Below are 26,679 nucleotides of genomic sequence, written 5' to 3' on the forward strand. Positions count from 1 at the left end.
ACTTCTGAACGCCTGCCTCGTACCTGAGGCGGGCGTTTTGGTTTGGGGGCCTAGGTTCACCGCCCCACAAACATGTGAAATGACAGGGGCGTGGTGTCGGGTAGTCTCCCGTCTATGACACGTTTTCTCCTCTTGCTCTCAACCGCTTACATGTGTGCCACCTCTGTCGCGGCCATGGGGCCGTGGAAGGCAACTGCAGACCCCTGCGGCGAAGAGCTGGCCTGCGCGCTGGGAGATCGCAGCTATCACGTGATGGAGCCTGATAACTGGGACGGTGTCGCGCCGCTGCCTGTTCTGATGCATTTTCATGGCTGGTCGCGAACAGGCAAACATGCGTTGCGCTCCGATCGGGTCGGGGCCTCGGCCAAACGGCGGGGCGTATTGCTGGTCACCCCGAATGGCCGTGGCAAGAGCTGGAATTTCTGGACGGCAGACACCGAGGATGTGCCCTTTGCCGATGCGGTGCTGGCGGATGTGGCAAAACGCTACCCGGTCGATGCCGAACAGGTCTTTGTCTCGGGCTATTCCTACGGATCCGCCATGGCCTGGCGTTACGCCTGCCAGAGCGGCAAGGGGATTGCGGCATTGCTGGCGGTGGCGGGCAGTATTGATCAAACCGAAATCTGCGCCGAGGCCCCGCAGGAGGTTCGGCATGTGCACGGGCTTGCGGACACGGTGATGGATTTTCCGATGGGGCCGGGGGATGATGTGACCTATCCGGTGGCCTTGTGGCGGCGGGCGTTCGACTGTTCCGGCGGAGGCGAGGCGCAGGGAGATTGGCAGGTCCGCAGTTTCCTGACATTTTCGCGCACCGGCTGGAGCTGCGGTGGGCATGATGTCACCCTGGATCTGCACCCGGGCGGGCATTTCATCCCGCATGGTTGGATCGGTCGGCAGCTGGATGAGCTTTTGGGTCTCACCCCCAGCTATCCTTAGGCCGAGAGCGGAGCCAAGGCTTGCACATGGGGGCAATCTTTGTCATTGCCTGCTGCAACATGCATGGCTTGCCATAGGAAACCGGACCGATGAAATTCACTCTTTCTTGGCTGAAAGACCACCTCGACACTGAGGCCTCCGTCGAGGACATCACCGAAACACTGACCGACCTCGGGCTTGAGGTCGAAGGTGTGTCGAACCCTGCGGACCGGCTGAAGGATTTTACGCTGGGCTATGTGAAACATGCCGAGAAACACCCCGACGCGGACAAGCTGCGGGTGTGCAAGGTCGACACCGATGAAGGCGAGATGCAGATCATCTGCGGCGCGCCCAATGCCCGTGAAGGTATCACCGTCGTGGTTTGCAAACCGGGCATGTATATTCCCGGTCTCGACATCACCATCGGTGTGGGCAAGATCCGCGGTGTCGAGAGCTTTGGCATGATGGCCTCCGAGCGCGAGCTGGAACTGTCGGATGAACATGACGGCATCATCGAGCTGCCTTCGGGCGATGTCGGCGATCGCTTCGTCGATTGGCTGTCCGAGAATAGCCCGGCCAAGGTCGATCCCGTTATTGAAATCGCCATCACGCCGAACCGCCCGGATGCGCTGGGGGTTAGGGGGATCGCGCGGGATTTGGCCGCACGCGGGCTGGGCACATTGAAGCCGCTTGATATCGAGCCGGTCGACGGCGGATTCGAAAGCCCGATCAAGGTCAATATCGACGCAGATACGCTGGATGGCTGCCCGCTGTTCACCGGTCGCCTGATCCGCGGCGTGAAGAACGGCCCTAGCCCGCAGTGGCTACAGGACCGGTTGAGCGCCATTGGTCTGCGTCCGATTTCGACACTGGTTGATATCACCAATTATTTCACCTTCGATCAGAACCGCCCACTGCATGTCTTTGACGCGGCCAAGGTGGCGGGCAATCTGCGCATCCACCGGGCAGCGGGTGGCGAGACGCTGACCGCGCTGGATGAGAAGGACTACACCTTCGCCGAAGGGCAGATGGTCATCTCCGACGACAATGGCCCGGAGAGCATTGCGGGCATCATGGGCGGGGCCGACACCGGGTGCACCGAGGAAACGACCGATGTGTTCCTTGAGAGCGCATTCTGGGACCATGTACAGATCGCGACCACTGGCCGGGCGCTGAAAATCAACTCGGACGCGCGCTACCGTTTCGAGCGGGGCGTCGACCCCGAATACACCCGTGAAGGTCTCGATCATGCCACCCGGATGATCCTCGACCTCTGCGGTGGCGAGCCGTCGAATGTGGTGATCGCAGGCGCTGTACCGGATCACGCGCGCGCCTATAAGCTGGATCCCGAGCGGGTCCAGTCGCTGGTCGGGATGGATATCCCGGAATCAGAGCAGCGCCAGACCCTGACCCGTCTGGGTTTCCGGCTTGAGGGCAATATGGCCCATGTTCCGAGCTGGCGCCCGGATGTGATGGGGGAGGCTGATCTGGTGGAGGAGGTGGCGCGTATCGCGTCGCTCACGAAACTGGAAGGCAAGCCGCTGCCGCGCCTGACAGATGGCGTCCCTGCACCGGTGATGACCCCTGAGCAACGCCGCCAGCAGATCGCGCGCCGGACCTGCGCCAGCCTCGGCTATAACGAGGTGGTGAGCTACACCTTCATCGACAAGGCCTCTGCAACGCTGTTTGGTGGCGGGGACGATGCGACCATGCTGGCCAATCCGATCTCCTCCGAGATGTCGCACATGCGTCCGGCACTGTTGCCCGGGCTGTTGCAGGCTGCCGCACGCAATCAGGCGCGTGGCTTCATGGATCTGGCGCTCTTCGAGGCGGGACCTGCTTTTCACGGTGGTGAACCGGGTGAGCAGCATAACCTGATTTCCGGCCTTCTGGTTGGCCGTACCGGCCCCAAGGACGTGCATGGCACCAGCCGCGCGGTCGACACGTTTGACGCCAAGGCAGATATCGAGGCGGTTCTGGCCGCAATCGGTGCGCCTGCCAAGGTCCAGATCCTTCGCGGGGCAGAGCCCTGGTGGCATCCGGGGCGGCATGGCAAAATCTGCCTGGGTCCGAAGAAAGTGCTGGGTGTCTTTGGCGAACTGCACCCGAAGGTTCTGAGCGAAATGGGGATCAAGGGGTCCGCTGTTGCCTTTACCATCTGGCCTGACGAAGTTCCGATGCCACGCAAAACCGGGGCCAATCGTGGTGCGCTGGTTCAAAGCGACCTGCAAGCGGTCGAGCGTGATTTCGCCTTTGTCGTGGCCGAGGACGTCGAAGCCCTTACCCTGGTCAATGCCGCCGCAGGCGCCGACAAGGCGCTGATTGATGATGTGCGCGTTTTTGACGAGTTCATCGGCGGCAGCCTGGGAGAGGGCAACAAGTCTCTGGCCATCACGGTCCGCTTGCAGCCGACCGAAAAAACCCTGACCGAAAAGGATATCGAAGCGGTCAGCGACAAGATTGTCACAAAAGTCACCAAGGCCACCGGCGGCACATTGCGCGGATAACGGCGCCTGTGACCTCTGGCTGAAACCTGTATTATTCTGGAAACGCGCCCCGGTTGAGGGCGCGTTTTCAGTTCTGGGCGAGAAAATCTGCCAGAATGTCAAAGACCAGCCGGATGCGGCGGCTGGTGTGGAGCTCGCGGTGAGTGGTCAGCCAGATCGGAAATACGATTGGATCCAGCCGCGGCAGTAGCCGTTCAATGCCGGGCGTGGGCTCGGCCACATCCTCCATCATCGGGCAGATGCCGAAGCCCTGTTTGACCAGCTCCCAGGCGGTAAGACCGCTGGAGGACTTGATCCGAAAGTTTTCCGGCGCAAGATGGATTCCAAGCGGTGCCAGGAAGTCAATCGAACGGTCCACATCGGCAAAACCGACAAAATCGTGGTCTGCCAACTCCTTGGTTGATGCCGGACGACCCCGTCGCTCCAGATAGCTCGGGGCCGCGTAGAAATGCGCCCGGGCTTCGCCCACGAGGCGCGCGATCAGTTCCGGCTGGTCAGGGCGCACATGGCGGATGGCAATATCCGCTTCGCGTCGCATCAGGTCCCGGATGTCGTTGGCGGCCACGACATCAATCGTCAGCCGCGGCGCGCGCTGTCGGATCTGGCGCAGCACAGGCGGCAGCACATAGGCCGACACGACGTCGCTTGCGGTAATCCGAATGGTGCCTTCGATGGTTTGGGCCGAGGCGCTGGCCGCCAGTGACAGGCCCTCGGCTGCGGCCCCCATCCTGCGGCTGTGGTCCAGCAGATCCTGCCCTGCGGAAGTCAGTGCCAGACGGCGCCCCGGACGTTCAAACAGCATCACACCGAGATCGGCTTCTAGGGCTGCGACCTGTCGGGACAGGGTCGGTTGGGTCAGCCCCAGCTTGCGCGCACCGGCGGAGAGGGAGCCGGTTTCTGCCGTCGCCAGAAACGCCCGGATATGATTCCAGTCGAGTTTATCCATACAAATATGTATACCTCACCTGCAAATTTTGGCAATTTTACTTAGGTTTCTGCATGGGTAGCCTGTAGCCATCTTAGGAGGACAGAGATGACAACCGATGCGCGCTTCTGGGACAGGACTGCCCCCAAATACGCCAAATCCAAAATCCGGGATGAGGCCGCCTATCAATACACGTTGGAGCGCACGAGAGCCTATCTGAAGGCGGGCGACCACGTGCTAGAAGTGGGCTGCGGTACGGGATCCACCGCGATCGCACTGTCGGACGCGGTTTCGGCGATGACTGCAACCGATCTGTCGGAGGGAATGCTGCGCATCGGTCGCGACAGGGCCGCGCAGGCCGGGGCGGACAACGTGACCTTTGAACATTGCGGTGACGACGCGCTGCCAGCCGGACCGTTTGACGTGGTGATGGCTTTCAACCTTCTGCATCTGGTTCCGGATGTGGATGCCGCACTTGCGTCGGTCGCCGAACGCGTGCCGAGCGGGAAGCTGTTCATTTCCAAGACACCCTGTCTGGGCGAGGCGCGTGGCAGCCTGAAGTACTGGATGTTCTCGGTACTGATCCCATTGATGCGTCTGGTCGGAAAGGCGCCGAGCTCGGTGGCTTTGCTAAGTATTGCTGAGCTGGAGGCCGCCGTGGAGCGGGCCGGGTTCGAGATTATCGAGACCGGCAATTACCCGATCTCGATACCGAGCCGTTATCTGGTGGCACGGCGGCGCTAGCTTCCTGACCTGACGCGAAGCGGTGGACGAATTGTTGCAGCTGGTGGATACTCTGCCTGCTGGCCGGATGGGCTATGGTCCCGGCGCCAGGGCACATCACATTGGCGGGGCCAGCAACAGACAGGATCTGGCAGGGCGGGCCGAAACCGTCAGCTGCTCGCGCAGGAAAGGACATTCCGTGACTTTGAACGTATATCTCTCAGGCGAAATTCACACCGATTGGCGGGACCAGATTATTGATGGTGCAGCGGGCCTGGATGTGCATTTTGCCAGCCCGGTTACCGATCATGACATCAGCGATGACTGCGGTGTGGCTATTCTGGGCAGTGAGCCGAACAAGTATTGGCACGACCACAAAGGCGCGATGGTCAATGCCATTCGCACCCGCAAGGGTCTGTCAGACGCGGATATCGTCGTGGTCCGCTTTGGCGAAAAATACAAACAGTGGAACGCGGCCTTTGATGCGGGCTATGCGGCCGCTCTGGGCAAGTCGCTGATTGTCCTGTCCCAGGATGAGCATCAGCATGCCTTGAAAGAGGTACATGCCGCTGCCTTGGCTGTCGCGAAAGAACCGCGGCAGGTTGTCGAAATCCTGCGCTACGTGTTGCAGGGGAGCCTGCCTGCGTGACCGGGCCGACATTGACGACGGAGCGGCTGTCGCTGCGCCCGCACCGGCTGGAGGATTTTGATGCGCTGACGGCGTTGTGGATGGATCCGGTGGTTGTCCGTCATACAATCGGTCGCCCGGCCAGCCGCGAGGAAACCTGGACGCGCCTGTTGCGCTACATCGGACATTGGCAGGTGCTGGGTTACGGTTACTGGGCGATCACCAGCCGCGACGACGGACGGTATCTCGGCACCGCCGGCTTTGCCGATTATCAGCGCGATATCGACCCTCCGCTCGGCTCGGTGCCCGAGGCGGGCTGGGGGCTGATGCCAGCGGAGCATGGGAAGGGGCTGGCGACAGAGGCGGTCGAGCGCATACACCGGTGGGCTGCCGAGGAGACCCAATGGCGATCAACCTGTTGTCTTCTGGATCCTGACAACGCAGCCTCGATCCGAGTCGCCGAGAAGATGGGCTACAGCGCCAGTCACGAAGCCAACTACCGTCAAGAGCCGACACTGGTGATGACCAGAGCGATCCCGCGCTAACACGCTTTCGAAGCCATAGACAGCCGCCCTGTACGTAGATCCGGGGCGGCTGCCGGGAGATCAGCCCTCTTTCTTGATTTCCACGCTGTGCGGGTAGGGGATTGAGATGCCCTTGTCGTCAAAAGCCTCTTTGACGGCTTGGGTCATTGCGAACTTCAGCTCCCAATAATCCGCGGCCTTGCACCACAGACGTGCGGTGAGATCGACCGAGCTGTCGCCAAGATTGGTCACCCGGACCCAAGGAGCAGGATCCGCCATGACCCGTGTATCGGCCTCGGCGAGGGCCATAATGATCTCCTTGGCGTCATCGGCACTGTCGCCGTAGTCGATACCAAAGACCATATCCACGCGGCGGGTGTCATGGGCAGAGTAGTTGGTGATGATTGCACCCCAGGCCTGACCGTTGGGAATGATGATCTGGACGTTGTCCGGTGTGACCAGTTCGGTCACGAAGAGGTTCAGGTCAACCACGGTGCCGGAGGTGCCGCCGATATCGACATACTGGCCGAGCTTGTAGGGGCGAAATAGAACCAGCATGACGCCCGCAGCCAGATCGCTCAGCGTTCCCTGGAGAGCAAGGCCAATCGCCAGGGTCGCAGCGCCGAGCATGGCGACCAGGCTGGTGGCCTCTATCCCAAAGATGCCAAGCACGGCGACCAGCACGATGGCCAGCAATATCCAGCGGACGGCACTGGCGGCAAAATTACCGAGTGTTTGATCCAGATGTGGCGTAGCGTTGATGCGACGGCGCACGGTGCTGCTGATGATACCGGCGGTTATCCAGCCAAGCACCAGCACAACCAGCGCCTTGGCCGCACTGATTAGCAAGGGCCAGAGCGCGCCCAATTGTTCGATCCATTCTTCCATGTCGTTGTCTGGTCCCTGCCATTGTCTCAAAGGAATGCCCGATCACCGGCAACGCGAGGTCGCCGGTGCCCGAGATGTGGCCTTAGTCCGACCGGCCGCAGGATGCCACCTGCGGATCGTCTGTGTCTGCTTACCGTTTCAGGGAGTCGCGGATTTCCAACAGGACATCCAGCTCTGTGGGGCCGGCGGGGGCTTCCTCGGCGGGCATGGCTTCCTGCTTGCGGAAAGCGGCGTCTTTGACCTTGTTGACGTAGCGCACCAGCATGAACACCACGAATGCGATGATCAGAAAGTTGATCACTGCCATCACAAAGGCACCGTGAGCAAACACAGCGGCGCCCGCCTCACGTGCGGCCTCCAGGCTGGCACCTTCAGGGACGTTGCCCGCAAGGACCAGGTAGGAGTTGGTGAAATCGATCCCGCCAGTGAACAATCCGATGATGGGGTTGATCAGGTCGTTGACCATGCTGCTGACGATCGCGGTAAAGGCGGCGCCGATGATGATGCCGACGGCCATGTCCATCACATTGCCCTTGGCAATGAAATCTCTGAATTCCTGAAGCATGTTGTTTGTCCCTGTTAACGAAGTCATTTTCATTGAGCAGACGTCGCGATCATCTGCGCGCTGCATGACCGCAGTTTAGTCAGGTTTTGGCCGCCGCTGCTATTGATTTTGCATTGAAAACTCTAGCCGTAGCCCTGTCGCGCGGACCATCGCAGCGGCACCGGTCCGGCGTTTCGCCATATTCTGACCGCAAAATGGGCCAGCACCGGTCCCAGAGCGGTCCTGTGTTGGACGTGTTTGCCGGGTAAATCTTGGCCGTTGGATGTGTTTTTCCCTGGACCCGAACAGCGCGCCGCCTGTGGGATCTGGGCGCGGGCGCGTCATCGGGGGAGCCGGCTGTATCGGCGCGGGGTGTCCGCTGCTGTTGCTGGAGCGGAGTTAATTGTTAGGTACAAGGTAGACGCGAGACATGGCCATTCTTGACAATGCGATCTGGTTGACCGGCATCAACGGCACCGCGCAAAGTGGGTCTACCTCACTGAGTGAAGGCGGCAATACCACGGTTGTGACAGGCACGTTCACAGCGGACAGCTGGGACAGTTCGCAGGATGGCTACGCGGTTTCCGATTTCGGTGCCTTTGGCGTCAGCGATCCCATCACCGCAAGTTACGGGTTCTCCAATCCTGTCACAAATTTACGGTTTGATCTTCAGCATGTGAATTCGAACGGCAGTTCGAATGACGATAAGTTTACGCTTCGGGTGCTGGACGCAAGCGGTGTGTTGATCCCCGCATCGCAGATCATCGCGGGGTTGACCGGGGTTACCCACCATCAGGTCACGGTCAACGCCGATGGCACGGTCTCGATCGAGGCTGAGGGCAGCACAGCCGCCGATATCGGTATTGCAATCGACGGCCCCGTTTCGCAGCTGGATGTGATCTTTGACAATGGGGGGGACGCACCTGTTTCCGGCGGAGCGGGACTGTCCGATCTGACGTTCACGATCCCGCCGGCCTTGGATTACATCGTCGAAGGCACCGATTCCGGCGAGCGCATCGACGTCAACTATCTGGGCGATCCCGAAGGCGATCGGGTCGACAGCGCCGACGCGGCTGATGGCTCTCAGGATGACGTGATCGAGGCCGGCGGCGGCAATGATACCGTTATCGCAGGTGAGGGGGATGACCGGGTCGATGCAGGCGCCGGCGATGACTCGGTCGAAGGGGGTATCGGGTCGGACACCCTGTTTGGCGGCGATGGGAACGATCTGCTACAGGGCGGCGCCGGTGATGATCTGCTGCAAGGTGGCATCGGTAGCGACACGCTGGAGGGCGGCGCCGGGCGCGACACGCTGGAAGGTGGTATCGGGCATGACTCGCTTAGCAGCGGCGACGATAACGATCTGCTGTTGGGCGGCGATGGCAACGATACGATCACCGCAGGCTATGGCGATGACACGATCTATGGCGGGGCTGGCAATGACCAGCTCGAAGGGCTCTATGGTAACGATCTGATCTATGCGGGGGAAGGGGACGACCATGTCTTTGGCCGCGATCAGGATGACCTGATTTATGGTGAAGACGGCAATGACACGCTGATCGGCAGCATGGGAACCGACACCGTCTGGGGCGGGGCTGGCAATGACATTCTGGCGGGCAGCCAGGGCAATGATGAGATCCATGGCGGCGATGGCGACGACCTCGCCTTTATCGGTGTCTATGAAGATTCCGACCGCATCTTCCTCGATGATGGCAATGACTATCTCGATGGGAGCACCGCCGGGTCATCCTTTTATGGCGAAGGTGGCCGTGGCGACGACGTGATGAACAGCGGCGTCGGCAATGACACGTTGCTGGGCGGCGAGGGCTATGACCAGCTGAGTGGCGGCGCAGGCGGCGACTCGCTGGATGGCGGCAGCGAAGATGACATAATCGAAGGCGGAAGCGGCGCTGATACGCTGATCGGCGGTGCGGGTGCGGACAGCCTATACGGCGAGGATGACCGGGATCTGTTGATCGGCGGGGCCGGGGATATCGTCGATGGTGGCGAAGGTGGTGATGATTACGACCGGCTTGATATCAGCGAGCTGCGCGCGCTTGGAAACACCCGGATCATCTATACCAGCGCTGACCGCGAGGACGGCCGGGTCGAGGTCACGAACAACAACAATGACACCGTTGGAACGTTGACCTTCTATAACATCGAAGAGGTCATTCCCTGTTTTACGCCGGGCAGCCTTGTCCTGACACCGCAGGGTGCGGTTCCGGTCGAGGATCTAGAGATTGGTGATCGCGTCCTGACGCGCGACAGCGGGCTGCAAACCCTGCGCTGGATCGCGCGACGGGTGGTTACAACGGCAGAGTTGGCACGCCGCCCTCAGTTCCAACCGATCCTGATTGAGGCCGGGGCGCTCGGCCAGGAGGGGGCCGAGCTTGTGCCGAACCAGGATATGATGGTGTCACCGCAACACAGGATGCTGCTGACGGGAAGCCGTGCCGAACTGCTGTTCGGCTCAAACGAGGTGCTGGTGGCGGCTGTGCATCTGATCAACGATCGCGATATCCGCCGGGCGCGAACACTGGATGTGACCTATATTCATCTGCTCTTCGATCAGCATGAAATCATCTGCGCCGATGGAGCCTGGAGCGAGAGTTTTCAACCCGGTGACCTGACACTGGCGGGGATGGATATGGCCCAGCGGTCAGAGCTTTGCCAACTGTTCCCGGAGCTGGAGAGTATGGGGCAGGCCTTTCCGACGGCGCGGCGGTCCTTGCGCAGCCATGAGGCGCGGGTGTTGCTGTCCGCAGGTCGGCACAATCGCGGCGACGGATCAGCCTAATAACCCGACCACCATCGGCGGCCGGGTTGCTGCTTTGTTACTGGAACTTCTTGATTTCACCGGTCTTGAGGCGTGCCATGTAGCTGTTCAGCTCACCCTTGACGATTGGCATCAGGAAGTAGAGCGCGACGATGTTCACCACGGCCATGGCAAAGATTGCCGCATCGGAGAAGTCGATGACCGGACCCAGGCTGGCCGCGGCGCCGATGATGACAAACAGGCAGAAGATCACCTTGAAGACCAGTTCAGTCGTCTTGCCCTCACCGAACAGGAAGGTCCAGGCTTTGAGGCCGTAGTAGGACCAGCTGATCATGGTGGAGAAGGCAAACAGGATCACCGCAATGGCCAGAATATACTTGAACCAGCCAAATGCCGACGAGAAGGCCGCAGATGTCAGAGCCACGCCGGAATTGCCATCCACGGTCTGGATCGCGCTTCCTGCCTCGTTCAGCACGTAGAGACCGGTTTCAGGGTTGCTGACCAGCTGGCCGGTGATGATGATCACCAAGGCGGTCATGGTGCAGATCACCACGGTGTCGATGAACGGCTCCAAGAGCGAGACGAAACCTTCGGTGATCGGCTCCTTGGTCCGCACGGCGGAGTGGGCAATTGCCGCGGAGCCAACGCCCGCTTCGTTGGAGAAGGCCGCGCGTTTGAAGCCCTGGATCAGTGCGCCAACCATGCCGCCCGCAACGCCAAGACCGGTAAAGGCACCGTCGAAGATCTGGCCAAAGGCCCAGCCGATTTTGTCAAAGTTCATCAGGATGATCACCAGCGCGGTCAGCACATAGAGCACGCCCATGAACGGCACCACTTTTTCGGTGACTTTGGCGATCGACTTCAGGCCACCAATGATCACGGCAAAGACGACACCAGCGAAGATAACGCCGGTGACCCAGCCCGGATAGTCGCCCAGAACATTGGTCAGCTGGGCATGGGCCTGGTTGGCCTGGAACATGTTGCCGCCACCAAGGGCGCCCAGAATGCAGAAGATCGAGAACAGGACCGCCATGAACTTGCCCCCGGGCAGGCCCCGTGCAGCAAAGCCCTTGGTCATGTAGTACATCGGGCCACCGGAAACTGTGCCGTCAGGGTATTCGTTGCGGTATTTCACACCGAGCGTACATTCGGTGAATTTCGACGCCATCCCCATCAGACCCGCGAGGATCATCCAGAAGGTTGCGCCAGGACCACCGATGCCAACCGCAACCGCGACGCCTGCGATATTGCCAAGGCCAACGGTGCCGGAAAGCGCGGTGGCCAGAGCCTGGAAATGGCTGACCTCGCCTGCGTCATTCGGGTCGGAGTAGTCGCCCTTCACCAGCGAGATCGAGTGCGGGAAGGCGCGGAACTGGATCAGGCCGAAATAAATGGTGAAAATCGTCGCTGCAATTACCAGCCATGCCACGATCCACGGGAAGCTGGTGCCCGGAAATGGGCTGAAGATGAAATTGACAAACCAGCCCGTGGAGCTGGCAAAGAGATCGTTGACCTTCTGGTCGATGCTCTGTGCCATTAGCGGACCCGACAGCACTAGGGCGCCGGGGACGGCCAGTGCGGCCGCTTTGGAAAAACTGTTCATGATGACCCCTGTCGATCAGTTATGGGACAATGGTGACCGGAACCGGCGCGGCCTGCGCCAGACTGCCTGCGACCGAACCAAACAGCCGCGATGACAATGCGGAATGGCCGGTGCGCCCGATAACCACGTGATTGGCCCCTTCGGACTTCGCGATGGACACGAGAACCTCGGCGATATTGCCGTATTTCACGGTGGCCGTGACCTCGACACCGCTGGTCTCAACATCCTTGAGCAGGGGCTGGATCAGCGCGGTCTCGGCGCGTTCAAGCTCTTCGGTGCGGCGCTTGTGGCGCTCTGCCAGCTCGGCTGCGGATAGAAAAGAATATGGTGACCATTCCAGCACATGCGCGACTACAATGCTGCCGCCCTGTGCCTTTGCTACACCCAGCGCAAAGTTGAGCGCACTCCGCGCGCTTGTGCTGCCGTCGTAGCCAACTACGATTTTTGAGGCCATCTGCCCCTCCCTTGGTTACGTCATCCCTGTGACGAAGTGTCTCAATTTTATGACGTTGTTGATAGGAAAGGTTCTCGATTTCCTTGCCTATTCGGAAAATTTCGGAAAAATGTGCGGATAACGATTAAGTATTGGGAAAATTTCCGATGGACATGCTGGATTCTCGTATTCTTTCCGCCCTGCAGCAGGATGGTCAGATATCAATGGCGCGCCTCTCGGAGAAAGTAGGGCTGTCTTTGTCCGCATGTCACCGTCGTGTCAAGTTGATGGAAGCCAGCGGTATGATCGAAGGCTATGCCGCGCGGCTGGATCGCAAGAAGATTGGTCTGGAGCTTCAGATCTTTATCGAGATCAAGCTGGTCGGTCAGCAGCGCGAGCATATCCAGGCCTTTGAGAACACCATTGCCCGTATGCCCGAGGTGTTGGAATGCCACCTGATTTCGGGGGAGTTCGACTATCTGATACGCGTCGCGGCGCGCAATACGGAAACCTATGAAAACCTCTATCGCAACCGGTTGTCGGACATCCCGTCGGTCGCACAGATGAAGACCTTGCTGGCGGTTTCTACGGTGAAGGAGTTTCGCGGCTATCACCTAGAGTGAGACGCGCCCTCTTCAGGTCTGTTTCGGCTATTGATCATGGAGTTTGGGCGATTTCAGGACGCCCGACCGGTTTTGCGGGCGGTTCGGCGCCTATCGCTGGCGTGCCTCCGCGACGAGGCAGTCCAGTCCCGAAGAGGTGAGCGTCTCGAGGAAGCTCAGCAGGTCTCGCTGTTCGCCATCGGTCAGACGGAGCGGTCGAATGCGCGGATCCTGACCGGGCAGATTGGCACCGCCACCATTGTAGAAGTCGATCACCTCAGCAAGGGTGCCGAACCCGCCGTCGTGCATATAGGGCGGCGAGACGGCGAGATTGCGCAGCGTCGGCGTGCGGAAACGCCATCGGTCGCGTGGATCCTCGGTGACTTCGTAGCGCCCCAAATCGGCCTCCCGCGGACCGCTGACGGCGCGAACCAGCGCGTAGTCGATCTGATGGACCACGCCGGGAGCGACCTGAACCGGCAGGGTTTCGGGCGGGTTCTGTCGCGCCAGTTCGCGCATCTGCCCGTAGCCTGTGTCGTGGAACTGCTGATCGGTGAAGAGCGCGTCATCTGGTCCGATGCTGTGGCAGGAGACGCAGCCTGCCTTGCCGCGAAAGAGGTCAAAACCACGTTTGGCCGCTGCAGAAACAGCAGCGCTGTCGCCGCCATAAAACCACCGATCGAACGAGCTGTTGCCCAGCGTCAACGCGCGCTGGTAGGCCGCGAGCGCCATACCTATGCGATCCAGAGACGCGGAGGCACCAAATGCCTCGCGAAACAATCGGTCATAGTCAGCCTGCTCCTGAAGATAGGCAACCACGTGGCCCACCGATGGGTTTGCCATCTCGTTACGGGCGGTGAGCGGTCCGATGAACTGGGTTTCCAGTGTAGGGTCGCGCCCATCATGGAACAGGGGCCGCAGCAGGCCGACATTGATCAGGCTGGGAGCATTGCGCTTCACGCTGCGGCCCTCGACGCCGATGGAGGTCGCCAGCTCCCAATTGGCAAATCCCTGTTCCGGCACATGGCACATGGCGCAGGACATGGTGTTGTTGATCGACAAGGCGCGATCAAAAAAGATCCGTCGGCCAAGCGCAATGCGTGCTGCTGTGGGCGGGTTGTCGGCCGGATGTTGCAATGGCGGTAGGCCGAGCTGCGGCGTCCGGCTACGTCTTGACGCAGCTTCAGCCCAATTATCGGGCGAGCGTTCACAGGTTTCCGCCGAGATCTGTAGCGGTGCCGCAGTCGATGCCGGGACGGTCCAGAGCAGAGCCAGAAGCGCCGCACATGGTGCAAGATGTTGGCGCAGCAAGGCAGGCGGGCGGCGGGTCACTCTGCGGCCTCCGCCATCAGTAGGGTCTCCACGTCGGTCATCAAAAGGCGCGGGTCGATCAGGCCAAGACCATAGACGTTGCGGATCATGCCTTGGGTGTCGACCAGATACATCCGCAGCAGGTGATTGATCTGATCATCCGAGGATCCGCGATCAACAACCTGGCCAAATCCATCCAGCAAGGGGCGCAGCGCCTCCGCGTCAGCGGTGGTCAGGACGTGCCAGTCCAGTTTCTGCGCGCTGGCGGGGTCGCTGCTGACCGGGTGGGCAAAAGCGGCGATCGCCTCTACCGTGTCGCGCTCGGGGTCAAAGCTGATGGTCATCAGCTGCACCTTCTGGCGCAGTCCGGGCAGCTGGGCGCTGGCATCATGAATGTCATAAAGCGTCGAGAAGGCCAGCGGGCAGCCGTCCACATCGCCACAGGTAAGATAGACAAAGCTGACAAGGGTGATTTTCTCGTCGAACAGCTGGTGCAGGCGGGTTTGTATTCCGTTTGTGGTCAGAACCGCGCCATCGGGTGCGGGCTTCAGCCGGTTCAGCCTGTAGGATCCCGGTTCCGGTGGGCTGAACTGGAAGGCGGGATCGCTCGGGAAGATATCGGAAAAGGGAGTGGTGGCGGTCCGCAGCGCAGCAGGTGTCAACCGTGCGAGCAGATCTGAGGGACGCCAGGTGTCGGCCAGGGCGACAACGCCCGTCAGCAAGGCCGCAGCGGCGGTAATGGAAACAGCGAGTGTTGTCTTGCGCATGGAGATCCTCCGGCAAGTTTAGGTCCGCAAGGGGAGACCGGAGCGGCAGCTGGCCGCCCCGGGAACTGGCAGTCAGGCTGAGTAAAGCGCCGAGCTGCCAAAGCGCATGATGTGAGCGCGGCCCAATCCAGCGGCATAGAAGTCGATATTGAAATCTTCGACCAGATCTGTGCCGTCCCATGTATAGGCGCGCAGATACTGCACATCATCCTCGCCCTTCTTGTCCCAGTTGGCGAGCAGCGACGACGAGAAATAGACCCGTTTGCCATCCCAGCTCTGGCTGACCATATTGACCTGCCGGTCGATGGTCTTCTCGTAGATTTGCGACGGGTTATGCGGGTCCGAGATGTCAAATAGGCGGGTTTTGCCATCCATGAAGGAATTGACCCAGAGCGTCTGATCATCCGCAGCGATGGAGATATCGACGGGCAGGGGGATGTCCTCCGGGTTGCCGATCTCCGCGACCGATTTGGCCTGCCATTCGCCACCATCGTCTTCGTAGATCAGCCACAGCTGCGAGGTGAGCGCGGTGGTGGAGAAGGCATAATTGGCATTCGGACCCCAGGGAAAGCGCACTTCCAACGGTGCGCCGGGCACATTGAACACCTTGCGGGGCTGGCGGGTGTGCAGATCCCACAGCACCATCGTGTTTCCAAAGCGTTTCATGGCTTCGGGATCCTGCAACATCTGGCCAAAATCCATCATGTAGTTGGACCAGCCCGTGAAGGAGGAGGTGAGCATGACATTCTTGCGGATCAGCGCGCGGATATCGTAGCCGTAGCCATCGGCAACCGCGCCATCCACCGCAACGGCACCCTGCATGTCATCTGCGGTGGGCATCCAGTAGGTGGCGACGTAATCTCCATCATCGTTATATTCGACCAGCGCCGTGCGACCGCCGTGATCGTCCTGATTGCTGAGCCCGGTGATCATCATGCTGCCGGGCAGGGCAAAAAACGTGTGGGGACCAACCACACCGCCGGAATCGGTGACGAAGGTTTCAATCACCTTGTGCAGCTTGGGGGCCGCCGGGTTGCTGTGAATGTCAAAGATGAAGATGCGATTGGTATCAAGCCCGCCGGTCCAGAAATACCGACGATCTGCGGAGAAGCCGCCATGATGAGCCTCGTTTCGGCCCCCTACAGAGAGGCTGTGGATGACCTCTCCGCGCGTGGATGAGCCAGGGCGGAGGTCGACGGTTACCATCTTGTCCTGCTCGTCGCCCATCCCCTCGACACCGAGGGTCCAGACGTACACAAATTCTTCTTGGCCCGTAATCTTGGGCATATAGGGGGATTGGCAGGTTTCGTCTGCAAAGGCGCGAAACGGGCCGGCCATGGCCAGTGCTGCAGCAGCGGTCAGCCCGCCGAATTCTCTTCTGTTCATGTTATTTCTCCCTTCAATAAATTCAGTGTTGTTGGTTCGACCTTTCCTTTGCTGCAGCCAGTGACATGGCATTTGTGGTTTCCGCCTCAACGACCGAGCAATGCTGAATGGCCGCAGCGGCGTGAATGGCTTCTTTCGACAAAATTGGCAGAATGCGGGGGTGAATGGCCGGAGTGATGCGGGCAGATGGCCCGACCACGCCCATGGAAAAAACCGCGCCGAGACGATCAATAATGATTGGTACGGCGATGCTGGTGACACCGACGTCGATCTCGCCGTCGCAGGTTGCATAGCCGTGGCGGCGCACCTGCTGCAATTCGCGGGTGATCTGCTCGGGGTCGGTGCGGGTCTTGTCGGTAAAGCGCGTGGGTTGCGTTTCAATCAGATCACACTGGAGCTCCGGTGCCAAAAAGGCGGCAATTACCTTGGCCGAGGAGCAGGCATGAACCGGACGCGCGCCCAACCCGGGGTAGATATGGGGAACAGAAGGATCTGTCGGGACCTGCGTATGGATGAGGTCAACGCGCCCAGCTCGGTAGCGCGCCAGAAATGCGGTTTCTCCCAGGTCTTTGACCACCCGTAGCAGCACGGCGGAGACCGCGTTGATCACATGAGTGTCCGATTTTCCGGTCAGCGCAATCTTGATGAACCGCATGCCCAGTACGTAACGGTTGCCGGTGTCGATCTCTTCCAGGAACCCGCAGGCCAGCAGGGTGGCAATATGGCGATAGAGGCTGGCCCGAGGGGTCGCCGTCATTCTGGCCAGCTCGCTTGCGCTCACTGGCGTCGCGGACGACGCTACCGCTTCCAGAAGGAGGATCTGACGGTCCTGCATGTGAATCCCATAATACGGACAATAGTACCGTAATTCGGGAAAAATGAGTCTGGCAAGACTCTATAGGATGTGTCGGCGGAACTATGCGCAACTAGCCCGTGAGCCAACGCCCCGGGCACAGGTGCCTAAAGGGGGGCATCGCCAGACGCCCCCACTACCATTTTCCGTATCGGAGGTTTAGCTGCCGGTAGCTGCGTTGCGGCCCGTGGGGATCACCTCGTAGCCCGGTTCCTCCGGCTCGTCGTCGACCATCTCAGCCGGAAACCCGGGCGCTCTGATGTCTAGCCCTGTTGCCTCTTCCAGCCGCCGGATGATGTTTGGCGACAATTCGCGGCTGCCGAAACGGGCTTCGCCGTCCTTGAAGATCTTGATCATCAACGGGTTGATTTCGAGGGGGACGTTATGCCGATCCGCCACAGCCTGAAACAGGCCGATATCCTTTGAAACCAGATCCATGGTGAAGGAAATATCGCGGGATCCATTCAGGATCACCTGGCTTTCCGTTTCATGCACGAATGAGGTGCCGGAGGAGATCTTGATCGCCTCATAGGCGGTGTTGAGATCCATGCCTGCAGCCTTGGCCGTGACCAGCGCCTCGCAGCAGGTCAGCAGGTTGGCGGTGGCCAGATAATTGGTGATGACTTTCAGCACCGACGCCGAGCCGATCGGCCCAGTGTGCAGAATGCGCCGCCCCATGGTTTTCAGCAGGGGGACGATCCGTTCGAAGGTTTCGCGGTCACATCCGGCGAAGATCGAGATGTTTCCGGTATCGGCCCGGTGGCATCCGCCCGACACCGGGCAGTCTACGGCTGTGCCGCCCGCCTGCGCCACCAGCTCGCCGAGGCGTTTGACCTCTGCCTCATCGGTGGTGGACATCTCCATCCAGATCTTGCCGGGGCCAATCTCCGGCAGCATCTGCTGCATAACCTGATCCGAGGCCGCAGGCGACGGCAGGCAGGTGATCACCGCGTCACAGCTGCACATCAACTCGGCGGGGTTCTTCGCTGCCGTCGCTCCCGCCTCGGCCGCCTTTGCGACCAGCGTGTCGTTCAGGTCATAGACGCTGAGGTCGATACCGTTGCGCAGCAGGCTGCCGCTCAGTTTGCCGCCGACGTTGCCAAGGCCAATAAATCCTACTTTCATGCCGCTCTCCCTGCTGGCTATTGTCGAAAGCATTCCAAGAATGAGCGCAAAGAGAAACAAGAATTGCATCTTCGAGGCTGAAAAATCGGCCTTTGGCGAGACGGCCTTTCAGCGCCAGGACTGGCGCTTGCAATCAAAAGGGCATTTGCGTCGCAGGCTATGTTGAAAGCGCCAGCGCAGAAATATTCCTGTGTTCCGGAAGAAGCCGATAAAGGCACGCTTTGGTCAGCTTTCGCTGGCGTCGAAGGGCGTAACCATGGAGATCCTGCTCTGAGTCGCGGGGAGAGTTGCCTTCAGGATGTGGTTGGCATGGAGCAGGCTGAGAAAGGCATTGCGCATATCGCTGGCGATGTCGTGTTGCAGGACCACGGTGATCTTGCCCTGACGCATCAGGGTTCGATTTTCCGCATCCAGATCATGGGCGATATAGGCGCGGGGCTGGTGGCCAAAGGCGCTCAGCTGTTCGATGATGGCGCGATTGGCGCCGCCCATTGAATAGACCGCCACTATCCGGCCGAGATTCGGTTCGGCCAGCCGTTGACGCAGCAGCTCCGTGGTTTCCAGCGCAAGGCCTGCACCGGCACTGAGGGTGACCAGTCTCAGATCCGGGCGGCGTTCCTGCAAGACGCGCAAGAAGCCGCGCCGACGTTGTTCCTCACCGTGGAATGCCATCTGGCTAAGGGTGGTCAGGATGGTTGCGCCCGGGCCAGGGATGCCGGGAAGGCATTTGTCGATCATGTAGGCGGCAGACTGGCCCGCCGCATAATTGTTGGGTCCGCAATAGAGCCTGCGGGGGCTGTTTGGCAGGTCGGTAAAGACACAGACAACAGGAATGCCTTTGCTGTCCAGTTCGGCCACCGTTGCAATAATCTGGGGCAGATCCCGTGCCTTCAGCACAACCCCATGGCTGCCGCGCCGGGCGATCTGCCCGAGGATTTCAACGCAGTCATCGGCGGACATAATTTGTCGGAAACTGTAGCGGGTATGGATCACCGCCGGACCGATGGTTGGAAGGACGGCCTCGGTCGCGAGACGGATTTCCCGGCTGAACCGTTCGGGAGCCTCGACAACAACGTCGAAATAGAGGCGTCGCCCACGGGCTGAGAGCTGCTGTTCCTGGCCCTCCAGCTCGGCAATGGCCGCCGCGACCCTGGCGCGACTGCGGGCGCTGACATTGGCGCGCCCGTTCAGGACGCGGTCCACGGTTGCCGTGCTCAGCCCGGACTGCCGAGCGATATCCTTAATCGGGAAGCGATGGCTCATTGATGTATTTTTGATGGATCATGCGGCTGACCACAAGTGATTACACCGGCAGTCTGATGGCAGGAGATTTGAAACCGCGCAAAGGAGAACAGGGATGGCGGACAGAGCAGCAAGGAGAGGAGATACCTACTTCGACCCTGCCGGATGTGACTTGAGTGATTTTCGGAAGCTGGTTGAACAGGATTTGACGGCGGATCAGGTGCCGCTCGCGGGTGCCATCGTGAAGAATATCCCGATCTACGACATGACGGCCCTCAGCGGGATGCTCGGCAACAGTGATGACCGGCGGCGGCTGATGGCGGAATGGGCGCAAGGTTTGCGCGAAGGGGCCGGCGTATTGGTGCTGAAACAGGCCTATCAGGACACGGCTGCTATCGACAGCGCGAGCGCGATATATGAACAGATCATCGCACAGGAGAAGCTGGCCAATGGTGGCGGTGCGGATCACTTCGCGGCGGCAGGCTCGAATGACCGGATCTGGAACTCTCTTCAGAAACTCTGCGAGGCCGCGCCGGAGGTCTTCGCGCGTTACTTTGGTAATGTGGCGTTGGCCGCAGTTTGCGAGGCTTGGCTGGGGCCGAACTACCAGATGACGGCGCAGATCAATCTGGTTCGGCCGGGCGGTGAGGCCCAGCAGGCGCATCGCGACTATCATCTGGGCTTTCAAACGGCGGAAACATCCTCGCAGTATCCAGCCCATGTGCATGATCTGTCGCCGGTTCTGACCTTGCAGGGGGCGGTCGCCCATGGGGACATGCCGGTTGAAAGTGGCCCAACCAAGCTGCTGCCGTTCTCGCAGAGATACCGGGAGGGCTATGTGGCTTGGCGGCGGCCGGATTTCCGCGCCTATTTCGAGGAGCGCTATGTCCAGCTGCCACTGGCTAAGGGCGATGCGGTGTTTTTCAACCCGGCTTTGTTTCATGCCGCAGGCGCCAACCGGTCGCAGGATGTCCAGCGCATGGCGAATTTGTTGCAGGTCTCGTCTGCCTTTGGTCGCGCGATGGAAACCGTGGATCGGCGCGGCATGTCCGAGCGGCTTTATCCGGCGCTGGTGCAATTGGAGGCTGAGGGCGCGATGCCAGAGGCGGAGCGGGCCGCGGCAATCGCAGCCTGCGCCGAGGGCTATTCCTTTCCGACCAATCTGGATAGAGATCCGCCGACGGGAGGGCTGGCCCCGCAGACGCAGGCGGATTTGCTGCATCAGGCGCTGGCTGAGGGCTGGCCGCCCGAGCGTTTCAACGAAGCGCTGGCGGCGCAAGACGCGCGCCGCCGGGCATGACAATCTGACCTACTACAGTTTGACCGGTGTCCCAGTCTCAAGCGATTTGGCGGCGGCATCGGCCAACATCTGAGCGCGAAGCCCGTCGTCGATACTGGGCGACGGGGTGGTGCCTGCCTGAACAGCCTCGACGAAGCGGGCCATTTCGTTGCGATAGGCAGCCTCGTAGCGCTCAAGGAAGAAATGCTGCGCGGGCGCTGTCTGGAAGCCATTGGCCCCGGCAACCTCGACCGTGTTCTCCAGCATGTTGGCAGCACGCAGCATCCCTTTGGAGCCATGTACCTCAACCCGCTGATCGTAGCCATAGGTAGCCCGGCGCGAGTTCGAGATCTGGCAGATCTTTCCGCTGGCCGTGGTCAGGGTGACGGCGGCAGTGTCCACGTCACCTGCCGCGCCAATAGCCGGGTCGACCAGGGCCGAGCCGACGGCGAAGACCTGAATTGGCTCTTCGCCCAGCAGAAAACGCGCCATGTCGAAATCATGGATCATCATATCCCGGAACAACCCGCCAGAGGTCTTGATGTAGCTGACCGGGGGCGGAGAGGGATCGCGCGACAGGATCGAGACGATCTCTACGTCACCAATCGCGCCCGCGCGCAGACGCTGCTGCAGATTGGCAAAGTTGGGGTCAAACCGTCGGTTGAACGCGGTCAGGAACGCAACCCCTGCCTCCGCCACCACCTTCTGGCAATCACAGATGCGGTCGGCGGACATATCGACCGGTTTTTCGCAGAAAATTGCCTTGCCCGCCGCTGCTGCCTGATGGATCAGGTCGTAGTGGGTATCGGTGGGTGTGCCAATCACCACCGCGTCTACGTCCGCGCTGGTGATCAGCGCCGAGGCGTCGCGCACATCCGCGCCGATCTTGCTGGCCAGCGCGCTGGCGGCTTCCGGCACGGCATCGGCGACGGCTGTCACGCGCACGCCGTCCAATTGTCCAACAGAACGGGCGTGGACCTGACCGATGCGCCCGCAGCCCAGAAGGCCGATATTCAACATTGTGTTTCTCCCTTGAAGGCGCGAAGAACGCCGCGCGCCGCGGCAACGACCGGATCGTGGGTTTCCGACAGGATGCTGACCCTGTCAAAGCGGTCCGGGTCCCGGTTGACCGCATCGCGCATGGCGGCGCCGAAAGCCATGCGCAATTCGGTGCCGATATTGAATTTGCAGATACGCGACTCGCGGGCCAGCATTCTGCGCTGTGCGACCGGTACGCCGGAGCCGCCATGGATGACCAGCGGCACCTCGGTGAGGGCCTCGATGGCGCGGATCCGGTCAATATCCAGCCCGCCGTCCTTGTCCTGTTGCAGATGTACATTGCCGACCGAGATTGCCATTGCGTCCACGCCGGTTTCCAGTGCAAAGCGGCGGGCCTCTTCAGGATCAGTTCCTGCCGACCCTTCGCCGCCCGAGTAGCCGACAAATCCGATTTCACCCTCGCATGAGACACCTGCGGCATGGGCCATTTCGGCGATGGCAGCGGTTTCGGCGATATTGTCCTCAAGAGGTTTGCGCGAGCCGTCGAACATCACGGAGGTAAAGCCGCTGTCGATGGCAATACGGCAATCCTCTGGGGTGTAGCCATGATCGAGATGTGCAACCACCGGAACCGATGCGGCCTCGGCCAGATGGTGGAACATCTTGCCCAGGATTGGCAGCGGCGTATGGGCGCGACAGGATGGCCCCGCCTGCAAGATCACAGGCACGCCTTCGGCCTCTGCCGCTGCCACATAGGCGCGCATGTCTTCCCAGCCCAGCGTCACCAGCCCGGCGACGGCATAGCCATCGCGCAGGGCCGGTTGCAGGACCTCAGCCAGAGTTGCAACGGTCATTTGAACTTGGCCACCATATCCTTGATGCCGGGGATCGTTTCGACCTGATAGGCATGAGTTGGCTGGAAATACTGGATCAGGCTGCGCTGGCTCAGACCGCCAAGGATGGTGAAATAATACATCTCATATCCCGGCATCACGGCGCAGGGGTGATAGCCCCTGTCGATCATGATGGTGGAGCCGTCCATCAGTTGGTAAGCATCCCCCGGCTTGCCTTCTTCGCGTTGCAGGATCTGGACGCCGGAACCATGGTTGGGGCGGAAGCGGAAGTTATAGGTCTCGTCATGACGCGTTTCGATGATATTGCCATCGGCGTCCTTGCGATCGGTGTCGTGCTTGTGCGCCGGAAAGCCGGACCAGCCGCCTTGACCCACAGTGAACAACTCCGAAACGAGCAGGCGTCCGACCTTGTCATGCTGCTTCTGTCCGAGAATATGTTTGATCTTCCGGTGAGTCTTGGTGTCATCAGATCCGTATTGCACGAGGTCGATGCCATCCGCACGGACGTCGAACGGCTCCAGAACCTTGTCGTATTTTGCACCGGCAACGAAGGTTTCCGTTGCGTCGGTGGTGCAGGTTATCGTGACCTTTGCGCCGACCGGGATATAGACGCCTTCTGGTTCGCCATCCCAGACGTCCGCGGTTCGGTTGCCGATCCCGGCATAGCTCAGACCTTCCACTTCGATATCCACGGTACCGGTGGCGGGAACGATGCAGGTCTCATATCCGGGGACCTGATATTCGAATGTCTGGCCCTTGGTCAGCTTGACGATGTTGAAATAGTTGAGCGGCACCAGATCGTTGTCGGCATCGACGATGGCTTTGTTCTGGTTGTCATGGGGGGCGATATGCATGGGGGGTCCTTTCAGATTTCGGTGGCGCCGGGGTGCGTTGCGAGGAACGCCTCCAGTGCAGCAAGATCGGGCATCGCCGGGGCGCAGCCGGGTTTGGCTACAACAACGGAGGCACAGGCGGAGCCGCGTAGAATGGCCTCTTTCGTATGGCGTCCTTCGGAAAGCGCGGCGAGGAAGCCGGCCATGAAGCTGTCGCCCGCGCCGGTTGGCTTCAGCGCATCAACAGGGTAGATGCCGGTGCGGATTTCCTGCCCGTCGGCAAAGGTGATGGCGCCCTCTGGACCCATCTTATAAACCACGACGGAGGCGGTGGTTTGCGCAAGGCTGCGCGCCTTGGCGAGCCCCATGTCAACGCCACCGGCCATGAACCCGAATTCTTCGTCGTTGCCGACGATGATGTCGGACAACTCACCAGCACGCGACAGAACATCAGCGGCCACCTCGGCCGAGGGCCAGCTGTAGGGCCGGTAATCGACGTCAAAAATGATTGGTAAGCCCGCAGCGCGCGCCAGTTCAAAGGCGCGGAAGGTCGCGCTGCGCGATGGTTCGGCAGCAAAGACCGTGCCTGCGGTGATCAGCGCGCTGTATTGGCTGTAATCCACCGCCTCGACATCAGCGATGGTCATCTGAAAGTCGGCAGCGTTGTTGCGGTAGATAACGCTCTGGTGGTCTTCCACACGGCTTTCGTAGATCGCAAGCGATGTCCGATATTCGCCGGTGATGCGTTTCACGTGAGTCCGGCCGATCCCGTAGTGATCCAGCTGGTTCAGGCAATACCAACCCACGGCATCGTCTGAGACGCTGGTGACCAGCGCGGCACGGCATCCCATTTTGACCAGTCCAGCGGCGATATTTGCGCTGCTGCCGCCCATCGCCACCATCATGTCTTGGGCATCTTTTGTTGCGGTGCCTGCCGGGGTTGGACAAAGATCCATGCCCACCCGCCCGATGACCAGGAAGTTGCGCCCTGACAGATCGCCATGGGCTTTGGATGGGGTGTTCATCAGACCCCCCGCCGTTGTTTGCTGCGGCTGGATTCCCATTCGACATGGGCCTCCTGCACATCGGGATTGTTGGTGATATGCGGCGTGCCGACTTCCCACCAGGCGTGACCTTCCGTCGTCCAGCCCTCGTAGGCATCGACGTTCATCACGATGACGGTGGTTCGGTCGTTGCCCTGAGCACGCTTGAAGGCCTCTGCCAGCTCGCCCGGATTGGCGACCGTTTCCGCAATCGCGCCCATAGCGGCTGAATGCGCGGCGAAGTCCACGCCAAAGGCCTCAGGGATGGTCGGGCAATCGGCGAGAAGGTTGTTGAAACTGGTGTTGCCCGTATTGTTCTGCAGCTTGTTGATGACGGCGAAACCGCCATTGTCGAGCACGAGGATGATCAGTTTCTTTCGGCTCAGTACGCTGGAGTAGATATCAGAGTTCAGCATCATATATGAGCCATCGCCGACAAAGACGATGGTGTCACGCTCCGGCTCACGCTCGGTTTGGGCGATGCGAGCTCCCCAGGCACCGGAGATTTCATAGCCCATGCAGGAAAATCCGAACTCGACATCGACCGTGCCAGGTTCCAGCGTGCGCCAGTTGGCGGTGACCTCGGCGGGTAGGCCGCCCGCCGCTGCCACGACGCGGTCGCGCGGGTCGCAGAGCGCGTTCACCACGCCGATGGCCTGGGCATAGGAATTGGGCCGGTTGTCGCCATAGGATATATTGTCAGCCACATAGGCGACCCAGCTGCGTCGTTCCTCCTGTGCGCGGGCCACCCAGTCCTGCGGGGCGCTGTAGCCTTGGCAGGCGGAGCCGAGGTCGAGCAGGGCGCGCTGGCCGTCACCGACAACCGGCAATGCACAGTGCTTGCCTGCATCATGGCGTGCCGCATTGATCGAGATGAACTGGGCATCCTGCGCAAATGCGGTCCAGGAACCGGTGGTGAAGTCCTGCAACCTTGTGCCCACTGCGAGGATCACATCCGCCTCTGCCGCGATGGCATTGGCGCTGTCCGACCCGGTCACGCCAATCGGGCCGATGTTCAGCGGATGGGTGTCGCGCAGGTTGGCGCGGCCTGCGATGGTTTCTACGACGGGGATCTGATGGGCCTCGGCAAAGGCGGTCAGCTCAGCCACCGCGCGGCTGTATTGCACGCCACCGCCTGCGATGATCATCGGGCGTTTGGCACCGCGCAGCGCTGCTGCGGCTTCGGCAATCTCGGCGGTGTCCGGTGTGACACGGCGAATGCGATGGGTCTTCTTTTCAAAGAAAACCTCCGGGTAATCATAGGTCCAGCCCTGGACGTCCTGTGGCAGGCCGAGGAAGGCCGGGCCACAGTCGCCGGGATCCAGCATCGTGGCAATCGCGGCGGGCAGGGACTGGATGATCTGCGCCGGATGGGTGATGCGGTCCCAGTAGCGCGATACGGGCTTGAACGCATCATTCACGCCAAAGGTCGGATCGTCGAAGTTCTCCATCTGCTGCAACACCGGATCGGGCAGGCGGGTCAGGAAGGTATCGCCGCAGAGCATCAACATCGGCAGCCGGTTGGCGTGCGCCAGCGCTGCCGAGGTCACCAGATTCGATGTGCCGGGACCGGCACTTGCCGTGCAGAACATAAAGCGTTGGCGCAGCCATTGTTTGGCATATCCCGCGGCCGCAAATCCCATGCTCTGTTCATTCTGACCGCGATAGAGCGGCAGCGCCTCGCGCGCTTCATAAAGGGCTTCTCCGAGGCAGGTTACGTTGCCATGGCCGAAGATCCCGAAGCCGCCGCCGCAGAGGCGCATTTCCTCCCCGTCGATCACAATGAACTGATTGGAGAGCCATCGGATGATGGCCTGGGCGGTGGTCAATCTTATCGTTTTCGGCGGCGTCGTCATAGGCAGGGGTCCCTGGGATTGTCGGTGGTCGGGTCGATTTGATCTTGCGAGATATCGAAT

24 protein-coding genes are annotated in these 26,679 nt (G+C 60.6%); 8 read left to right on the plus strand and 16 right to left on the minus strand.

What is annotated here, in order from left to right; all coding sequences use genetic code 11:
* Positions 1-114: 114 nt before the first annotated feature.
* Both WLQ66_RS02285 and pheT read left to right on the plus strand, forming a co-directional pair.
* Positions 115-936, plus strand: a complete 822-nt coding sequence (locus WLQ66_RS02285) for a CE1 family esterase (RefSeq protein WP_340544718.1) — start codon at positions 115-117, stop codon at positions 934-936.
* Positions 937-1,025: 89 nt separating this feature from the next.
* Entirely contained in the window at positions 1,026-3,422 is a 2,397-nt protein-coding gene (pheT, locus tag WLQ66_RS02290; RefSeq protein WP_340544720.1) for a phenylalanine--tRNA ligase subunit beta, read from the plus strand.
* Positions 3,423-3,489: 67 nt separating this feature from the next.
* On the opposite strand, the gene WLQ66_RS02295 is transcribed toward pheT, so the two are convergent.
* Positions 3,490-4,368, minus strand: coding sequence for a LysR family transcriptional regulator (locus tag WLQ66_RS02295; protein WP_340544721.1), 879 nt, complete (start codon positions 4,366-4,368; stop codon positions 3,490-3,492).
* Positions 4,369-4,455: 87 nt separating this feature from the next.
* Here WLQ66_RS02295 and WLQ66_RS02300 point away from each other — a divergent pair, with 87 nt between their 5' ends.
* The 3 genes from WLQ66_RS02300 to WLQ66_RS02310 all read left to right on the plus strand — a co-directional run bounded on the left by WLQ66_RS02300 (position 4,456) and on the right by WLQ66_RS02310 (position 6,243).
* Positions 4,456-5,091 carry a class I SAM-dependent methyltransferase gene (locus WLQ66_RS02300; protein ID WP_340544723.1) on the plus strand — a complete coding sequence of 212 codons (636 nt, stop codon included), beginning with the start codon at positions 4,456-4,458 and terminating at the stop codon, positions 5,089-5,091.
* A 178-nt stretch (positions 5,092-5,269) separates the two neighbouring features.
* On the plus strand, positions 5,270-5,719 hold the full coding sequence (locus WLQ66_RS02305) for a YtoQ family protein (protein ID WP_340544724.1): 450 nt from the start codon (positions 5,270-5,272) through the stop codon (positions 5,717-5,719).
* Positions 5,716-6,243, plus strand: coding sequence for a GNAT family N-acetyltransferase (locus WLQ66_RS02310; RefSeq protein ID WP_340544726.1), 528 nt, complete (start codon positions 5,716-5,718; stop codon positions 6,241-6,243). The genes WLQ66_RS02305 and WLQ66_RS02310 overlap by 4 nt, the downstream gene beginning before the upstream one ends.
* A 60-nt stretch (positions 6,244-6,303) precedes the next feature.
* Here the strand turns inward: WLQ66_RS02310 and WLQ66_RS02315 are convergent, their stop codons facing one another.
* Positions 6,304-7,110: a mechanosensitive ion channel family protein gene (locus tag WLQ66_RS02315; protein ID WP_340544728.1), complete on the minus strand. Its 807-nt coding sequence runs from the start codon at positions 7,108-7,110 to the stop codon at positions 6,304-6,306.
* Between the two features lie 130 nt (positions 7,111-7,240).
* Positions 7,241-7,675, minus strand: a complete 435-nt coding sequence (gene mscL, locus WLQ66_RS02320) for a large conductance mechanosensitive channel protein MscL (protein ID WP_340544729.1) — start codon at positions 7,673-7,675, stop codon at positions 7,241-7,243.
* 409 nt (positions 7,676-8,084) lie between these two features.
* Between mscL and WLQ66_RS02325 the strand changes: the two genes are divergently transcribed.
* Positions 8,085-10,454: a Hint domain-containing protein gene (locus WLQ66_RS02325; protein WP_340544731.1), complete on the plus strand. Its 2,370-nt coding sequence runs from the start codon at positions 8,085-8,087 to the stop codon at positions 10,452-10,454.
* A 37-nt stretch (positions 10,455-10,491) separates the two neighbouring features.
* Here the strand turns inward: WLQ66_RS02325 and WLQ66_RS02330 are convergent, their stop codons facing one another.
* Together WLQ66_RS02330 and WLQ66_RS02335 are read right to left on the minus strand one after the other, a co-directional pair.
* Positions 10,492-12,036, minus strand: coding sequence for an alanine/glycine:cation symporter family protein (locus WLQ66_RS02330; RefSeq protein WP_340544732.1), 1,545 nt, complete (start codon positions 12,034-12,036; stop codon positions 10,492-10,494).
* Between the two features lie 19 nt (positions 12,037-12,055).
* On the minus strand, positions 12,056-12,490 hold the full coding sequence (locus WLQ66_RS02335) for a universal stress protein (RefSeq protein WP_340544733.1): 435 nt from the start codon (positions 12,488-12,490) through the stop codon (positions 12,056-12,058).
* A gap of 152 nt (positions 12,491-12,642) precedes the next feature.
* Between WLQ66_RS02335 and WLQ66_RS02340 the strand changes: the two genes are divergently transcribed.
* Complete coding sequence (locus WLQ66_RS02340) at positions 12,643-13,092, plus strand: Lrp/AsnC family transcriptional regulator (protein ID WP_340546287.1); 450 nt, start codon at positions 12,643-12,645, stop codon at positions 13,090-13,092.
* 90 nt (positions 13,093-13,182) lie between these two features.
* On the opposite strand, the gene WLQ66_RS02345 is transcribed toward WLQ66_RS02340, so the two are convergent.
* From WLQ66_RS02345 to WLQ66_RS02370, 6 genes are all read right to left on the minus strand, one after another.
* Positions 13,183-14,403 carry a cytochrome-c peroxidase gene (locus WLQ66_RS02345; RefSeq protein WP_340544734.1) on the minus strand — a complete coding sequence of 407 codons (1,221 nt, stop codon included), beginning with the start codon at positions 14,401-14,403 and terminating at the stop codon, positions 13,183-13,185.
* Entirely contained in the window at positions 14,400-15,149 is a 750-nt protein-coding gene (locus WLQ66_RS02350) for an SCO family protein (RefSeq protein ID WP_340544736.1), read from the minus strand. The genes WLQ66_RS02345 and WLQ66_RS02350 overlap by 4 nt, the downstream gene beginning before the upstream one ends.
* A 72-nt stretch (positions 15,150-15,221) precedes the next feature.
* On the minus strand, positions 15,222-16,535 hold the full coding sequence (gene mtoX / locus WLQ66_RS02355; RefSeq protein ID WP_340544737.1) for a methanethiol oxidase: 1,314 nt from the start codon (positions 16,533-16,535) through the stop codon (positions 15,222-15,224).
* A gap of 22 nt (positions 16,536-16,557) precedes the next feature.
* Entirely contained in the window at positions 16,558-17,370 is an 813-nt protein-coding gene (locus WLQ66_RS02360) for an IclR family transcriptional regulator (RefSeq protein ID WP_340544739.1), read from the minus strand.
* A 177-nt stretch (positions 17,371-17,547) separates the two neighbouring features.
* On the minus strand, positions 17,548-18,513 hold the full coding sequence (locus WLQ66_RS02365) for an NAD(P)-dependent oxidoreductase (protein WP_340544741.1): 966 nt from the start codon (positions 18,511-18,513) through the stop codon (positions 17,548-17,550).
* Positions 18,514-18,738: 225 nt separating this feature from the next.
* Entirely contained in the window at positions 18,739-19,776 is a 1,038-nt protein-coding gene (locus WLQ66_RS02370; RefSeq protein ID WP_340544743.1) for a LacI family DNA-binding transcriptional regulator, read from the minus strand.
* Between the two features lie 94 nt (positions 19,777-19,870).
* Here WLQ66_RS02370 and WLQ66_RS02375 point away from each other — a divergent pair, with 94 nt between their 5' ends.
* The gene (locus tag WLQ66_RS02375) at positions 19,871-21,055 is read left to right on the plus strand and encodes a phytanoyl-CoA dioxygenase family protein (protein ID WP_340544745.1); all 1,185 of its coding nucleotides are present in this window, start codon (positions 19,871-19,873) and stop codon (positions 21,053-21,055) included.
* Between the two features lie 12 nt (positions 21,056-21,067).
* Here the strand turns inward: WLQ66_RS02375 and iolG are convergent, their stop codons facing one another.
* From iolG to iolD, 5 genes are read right to left on the minus strand one after another with little or no spacing between them, the layout of a single operon-like run.
* Entirely contained in the window at positions 21,068-22,054 is a 987-nt protein-coding gene (gene iolG / locus WLQ66_RS02380) for an inositol 2-dehydrogenase (protein WP_340544746.1), read from the minus strand.
* Positions 22,048-22,887, minus strand: a complete 840-nt coding sequence (locus tag WLQ66_RS02385; protein ID WP_340544747.1) for a class II fructose-bisphosphate aldolase — start codon at positions 22,885-22,887, stop codon at positions 22,048-22,050. Before WLQ66_RS02385 ends, iolG begins: the two co-directional genes overlap by 7 nt.
* A complete protein-coding gene (locus tag WLQ66_RS02390; RefSeq protein ID WP_340544748.1) occupies positions 22,884-23,741 on the minus strand; it encodes a 5-deoxy-glucuronate isomerase in 858 nt (285 codons plus the stop codon). The genes WLQ66_RS02385 and WLQ66_RS02390 overlap by 4 nt, the downstream gene beginning before the upstream one ends.
* Before the next feature lie 11 nt (positions 23,742-23,752).
* Positions 23,753-24,745: a 5-dehydro-2-deoxygluconokinase gene (gene iolC, locus WLQ66_RS02395; RefSeq protein WP_340544749.1), complete on the minus strand. Its 993-nt coding sequence runs from the start codon at positions 24,743-24,745 to the stop codon at positions 23,753-23,755.
* Positions 24,745-26,619: a 3D-(3,5/4)-trihydroxycyclohexane-1,2-dione acylhydrolase (decyclizing) gene (gene iolD / locus WLQ66_RS02400; RefSeq protein WP_340544750.1), complete on the minus strand. Its 1,875-nt coding sequence runs from the start codon at positions 26,617-26,619 to the stop codon at positions 24,745-24,747. The genes iolC and iolD overlap by 1 nt, the downstream gene beginning before the upstream one ends.
* Positions 26,620-26,679: the final 60 nt, after the last annotated feature.

The organism is Phaeobacter sp. A36a-5a (assembly GCF_037911135.1).
Classification (GTDB): domain Bacteria; phylum Pseudomonadota; class Alphaproteobacteria; order Rhodobacterales; family Rhodobacteraceae; genus Phaeobacter; species Phaeobacter bryozoorum.

What these genes read in the sequence shown, in the direction of transcription:
- WLQ66_RS02285 (WP_340544718.1), top strand. Translation starts at nt 115, where the DNA reads ATGACACGTTTTCTCCTCTTGCTCTCAACCGCTTACATGTGTGCCACC.
- pheT (WP_340544720.1), top strand. Translation starts at nt 1,026, where the DNA reads ATGAAATTCACTCTTTCTTGGCTGAAAGACCACCTCGACACTGAGGCC.
- WLQ66_RS02295 (WP_340544721.1), bottom strand. Translation starts at nt 4,368, where the DNA reads ATGGATAAACTCGACTGGAATCATATCCGGGCGTTTCTGGCGACGGCA.
- WLQ66_RS02300 (WP_340544723.1), top strand. Translation starts at nt 4,456, where the DNA reads ATGACAACCGATGCGCGCTTCTGGGACAGGACTGCCCCCAAATACGCC.
- WLQ66_RS02315 (WP_340544728.1), bottom strand. Translation starts at nt 7,110, where the DNA reads ATGGAAGAATGGATCGAACAATTGGGCGCGCTCTGGCCCTTGCTAATC.
- mscL (WP_340544729.1), bottom strand. Translation starts at nt 7,675, where the DNA reads ATGCTTCAGGAATTCAGAGATTTCATTGCCAAGGGCAATGTGATGGAC.
- WLQ66_RS02325 (WP_340544731.1), top strand. Translation starts at nt 8,085, where the DNA reads ATGGCCATTCTTGACAATGCGATCTGGTTGACCGGCATCAACGGCACC.
- WLQ66_RS02330 (WP_340544732.1), bottom strand. Translation starts at nt 12,036, where the DNA reads ATGAACAGTTTTTCCAAAGCGGCCGCACTGGCCGTCCCCGGCGCCCTA.
- WLQ66_RS02335 (WP_340544733.1), bottom strand. Translation starts at nt 12,490, where the DNA reads ATGGCCTCAAAAATCGTAGTTGGCTACGACGGCAGCACAAGCGCGCGG.
- WLQ66_RS02340 (WP_340546287.1), top strand. Translation starts at nt 12,643, where the DNA reads ATGCTGGATTCTCGTATTCTTTCCGCCCTGCAGCAGGATGGTCAGATA.
- WLQ66_RS02350 (WP_340544736.1), bottom strand. Translation starts at nt 15,149, where the DNA reads ATGCGCAAGACAACACTCGCTGTTTCCATTACCGCCGCTGCGGCCTTG.
- mtoX (WP_340544737.1), bottom strand. Translation starts at nt 16,535, where the DNA reads ATGAACAGAAGAGAATTCGGCGGGCTGACCGCTGCTGCAGCACTGGCC.
- WLQ66_RS02360 (WP_340544739.1), bottom strand. Translation starts at nt 17,370, where the DNA reads ATGCAGGACCGTCAGATCCTCCTTCTGGAAGCGGTAGCGTCGTCCGCG.
- WLQ66_RS02365 (WP_340544741.1), bottom strand. Translation starts at nt 18,513, where the DNA reads ATGAAAGTAGGATTTATTGGCCTTGGCAACGTCGGCGGCAAACTGAGC.
- WLQ66_RS02370 (WP_340544743.1), bottom strand. Translation starts at nt 19,776, where the DNA reads ATGAGCCATCGCTTCCCGATTAAGGATATCGCTCGGCAGTCCGGGCTG.
- WLQ66_RS02375 (WP_340544745.1), top strand. Translation starts at nt 19,871, where the DNA reads ATGGCGGACAGAGCAGCAAGGAGAGGAGATACCTACTTCGACCCTGCC.
- iolG (WP_340544746.1), bottom strand. Translation starts at nt 22,054, where the DNA reads ATGTTGAATATCGGCCTTCTGGGCTGCGGGCGCATCGGTCAGGTCCAC.
- WLQ66_RS02385 (WP_340544747.1), bottom strand. Translation starts at nt 22,887, where the DNA reads ATGACCGTTGCAACTCTGGCTGAGGTCCTGCAACCGGCCCTGCGCGAT.
- WLQ66_RS02390 (WP_340544748.1), bottom strand. Translation starts at nt 23,741, where the DNA reads ATGCATATCGCCCCCCATGACAACCAGAACAAAGCCATCGTCGATGCC.
- iolC (WP_340544749.1), bottom strand. Translation starts at nt 24,745, where the DNA reads ATGAACACCCCATCCAAAGCCCATGGCGATCTGTCAGGGCGCAACTTC.
- iolD (WP_340544750.1), bottom strand. Translation starts at nt 26,619, where the DNA reads ATGACGACGCCGCCGAAAACGATAAGATTGACCACCGCCCAGGCCATC.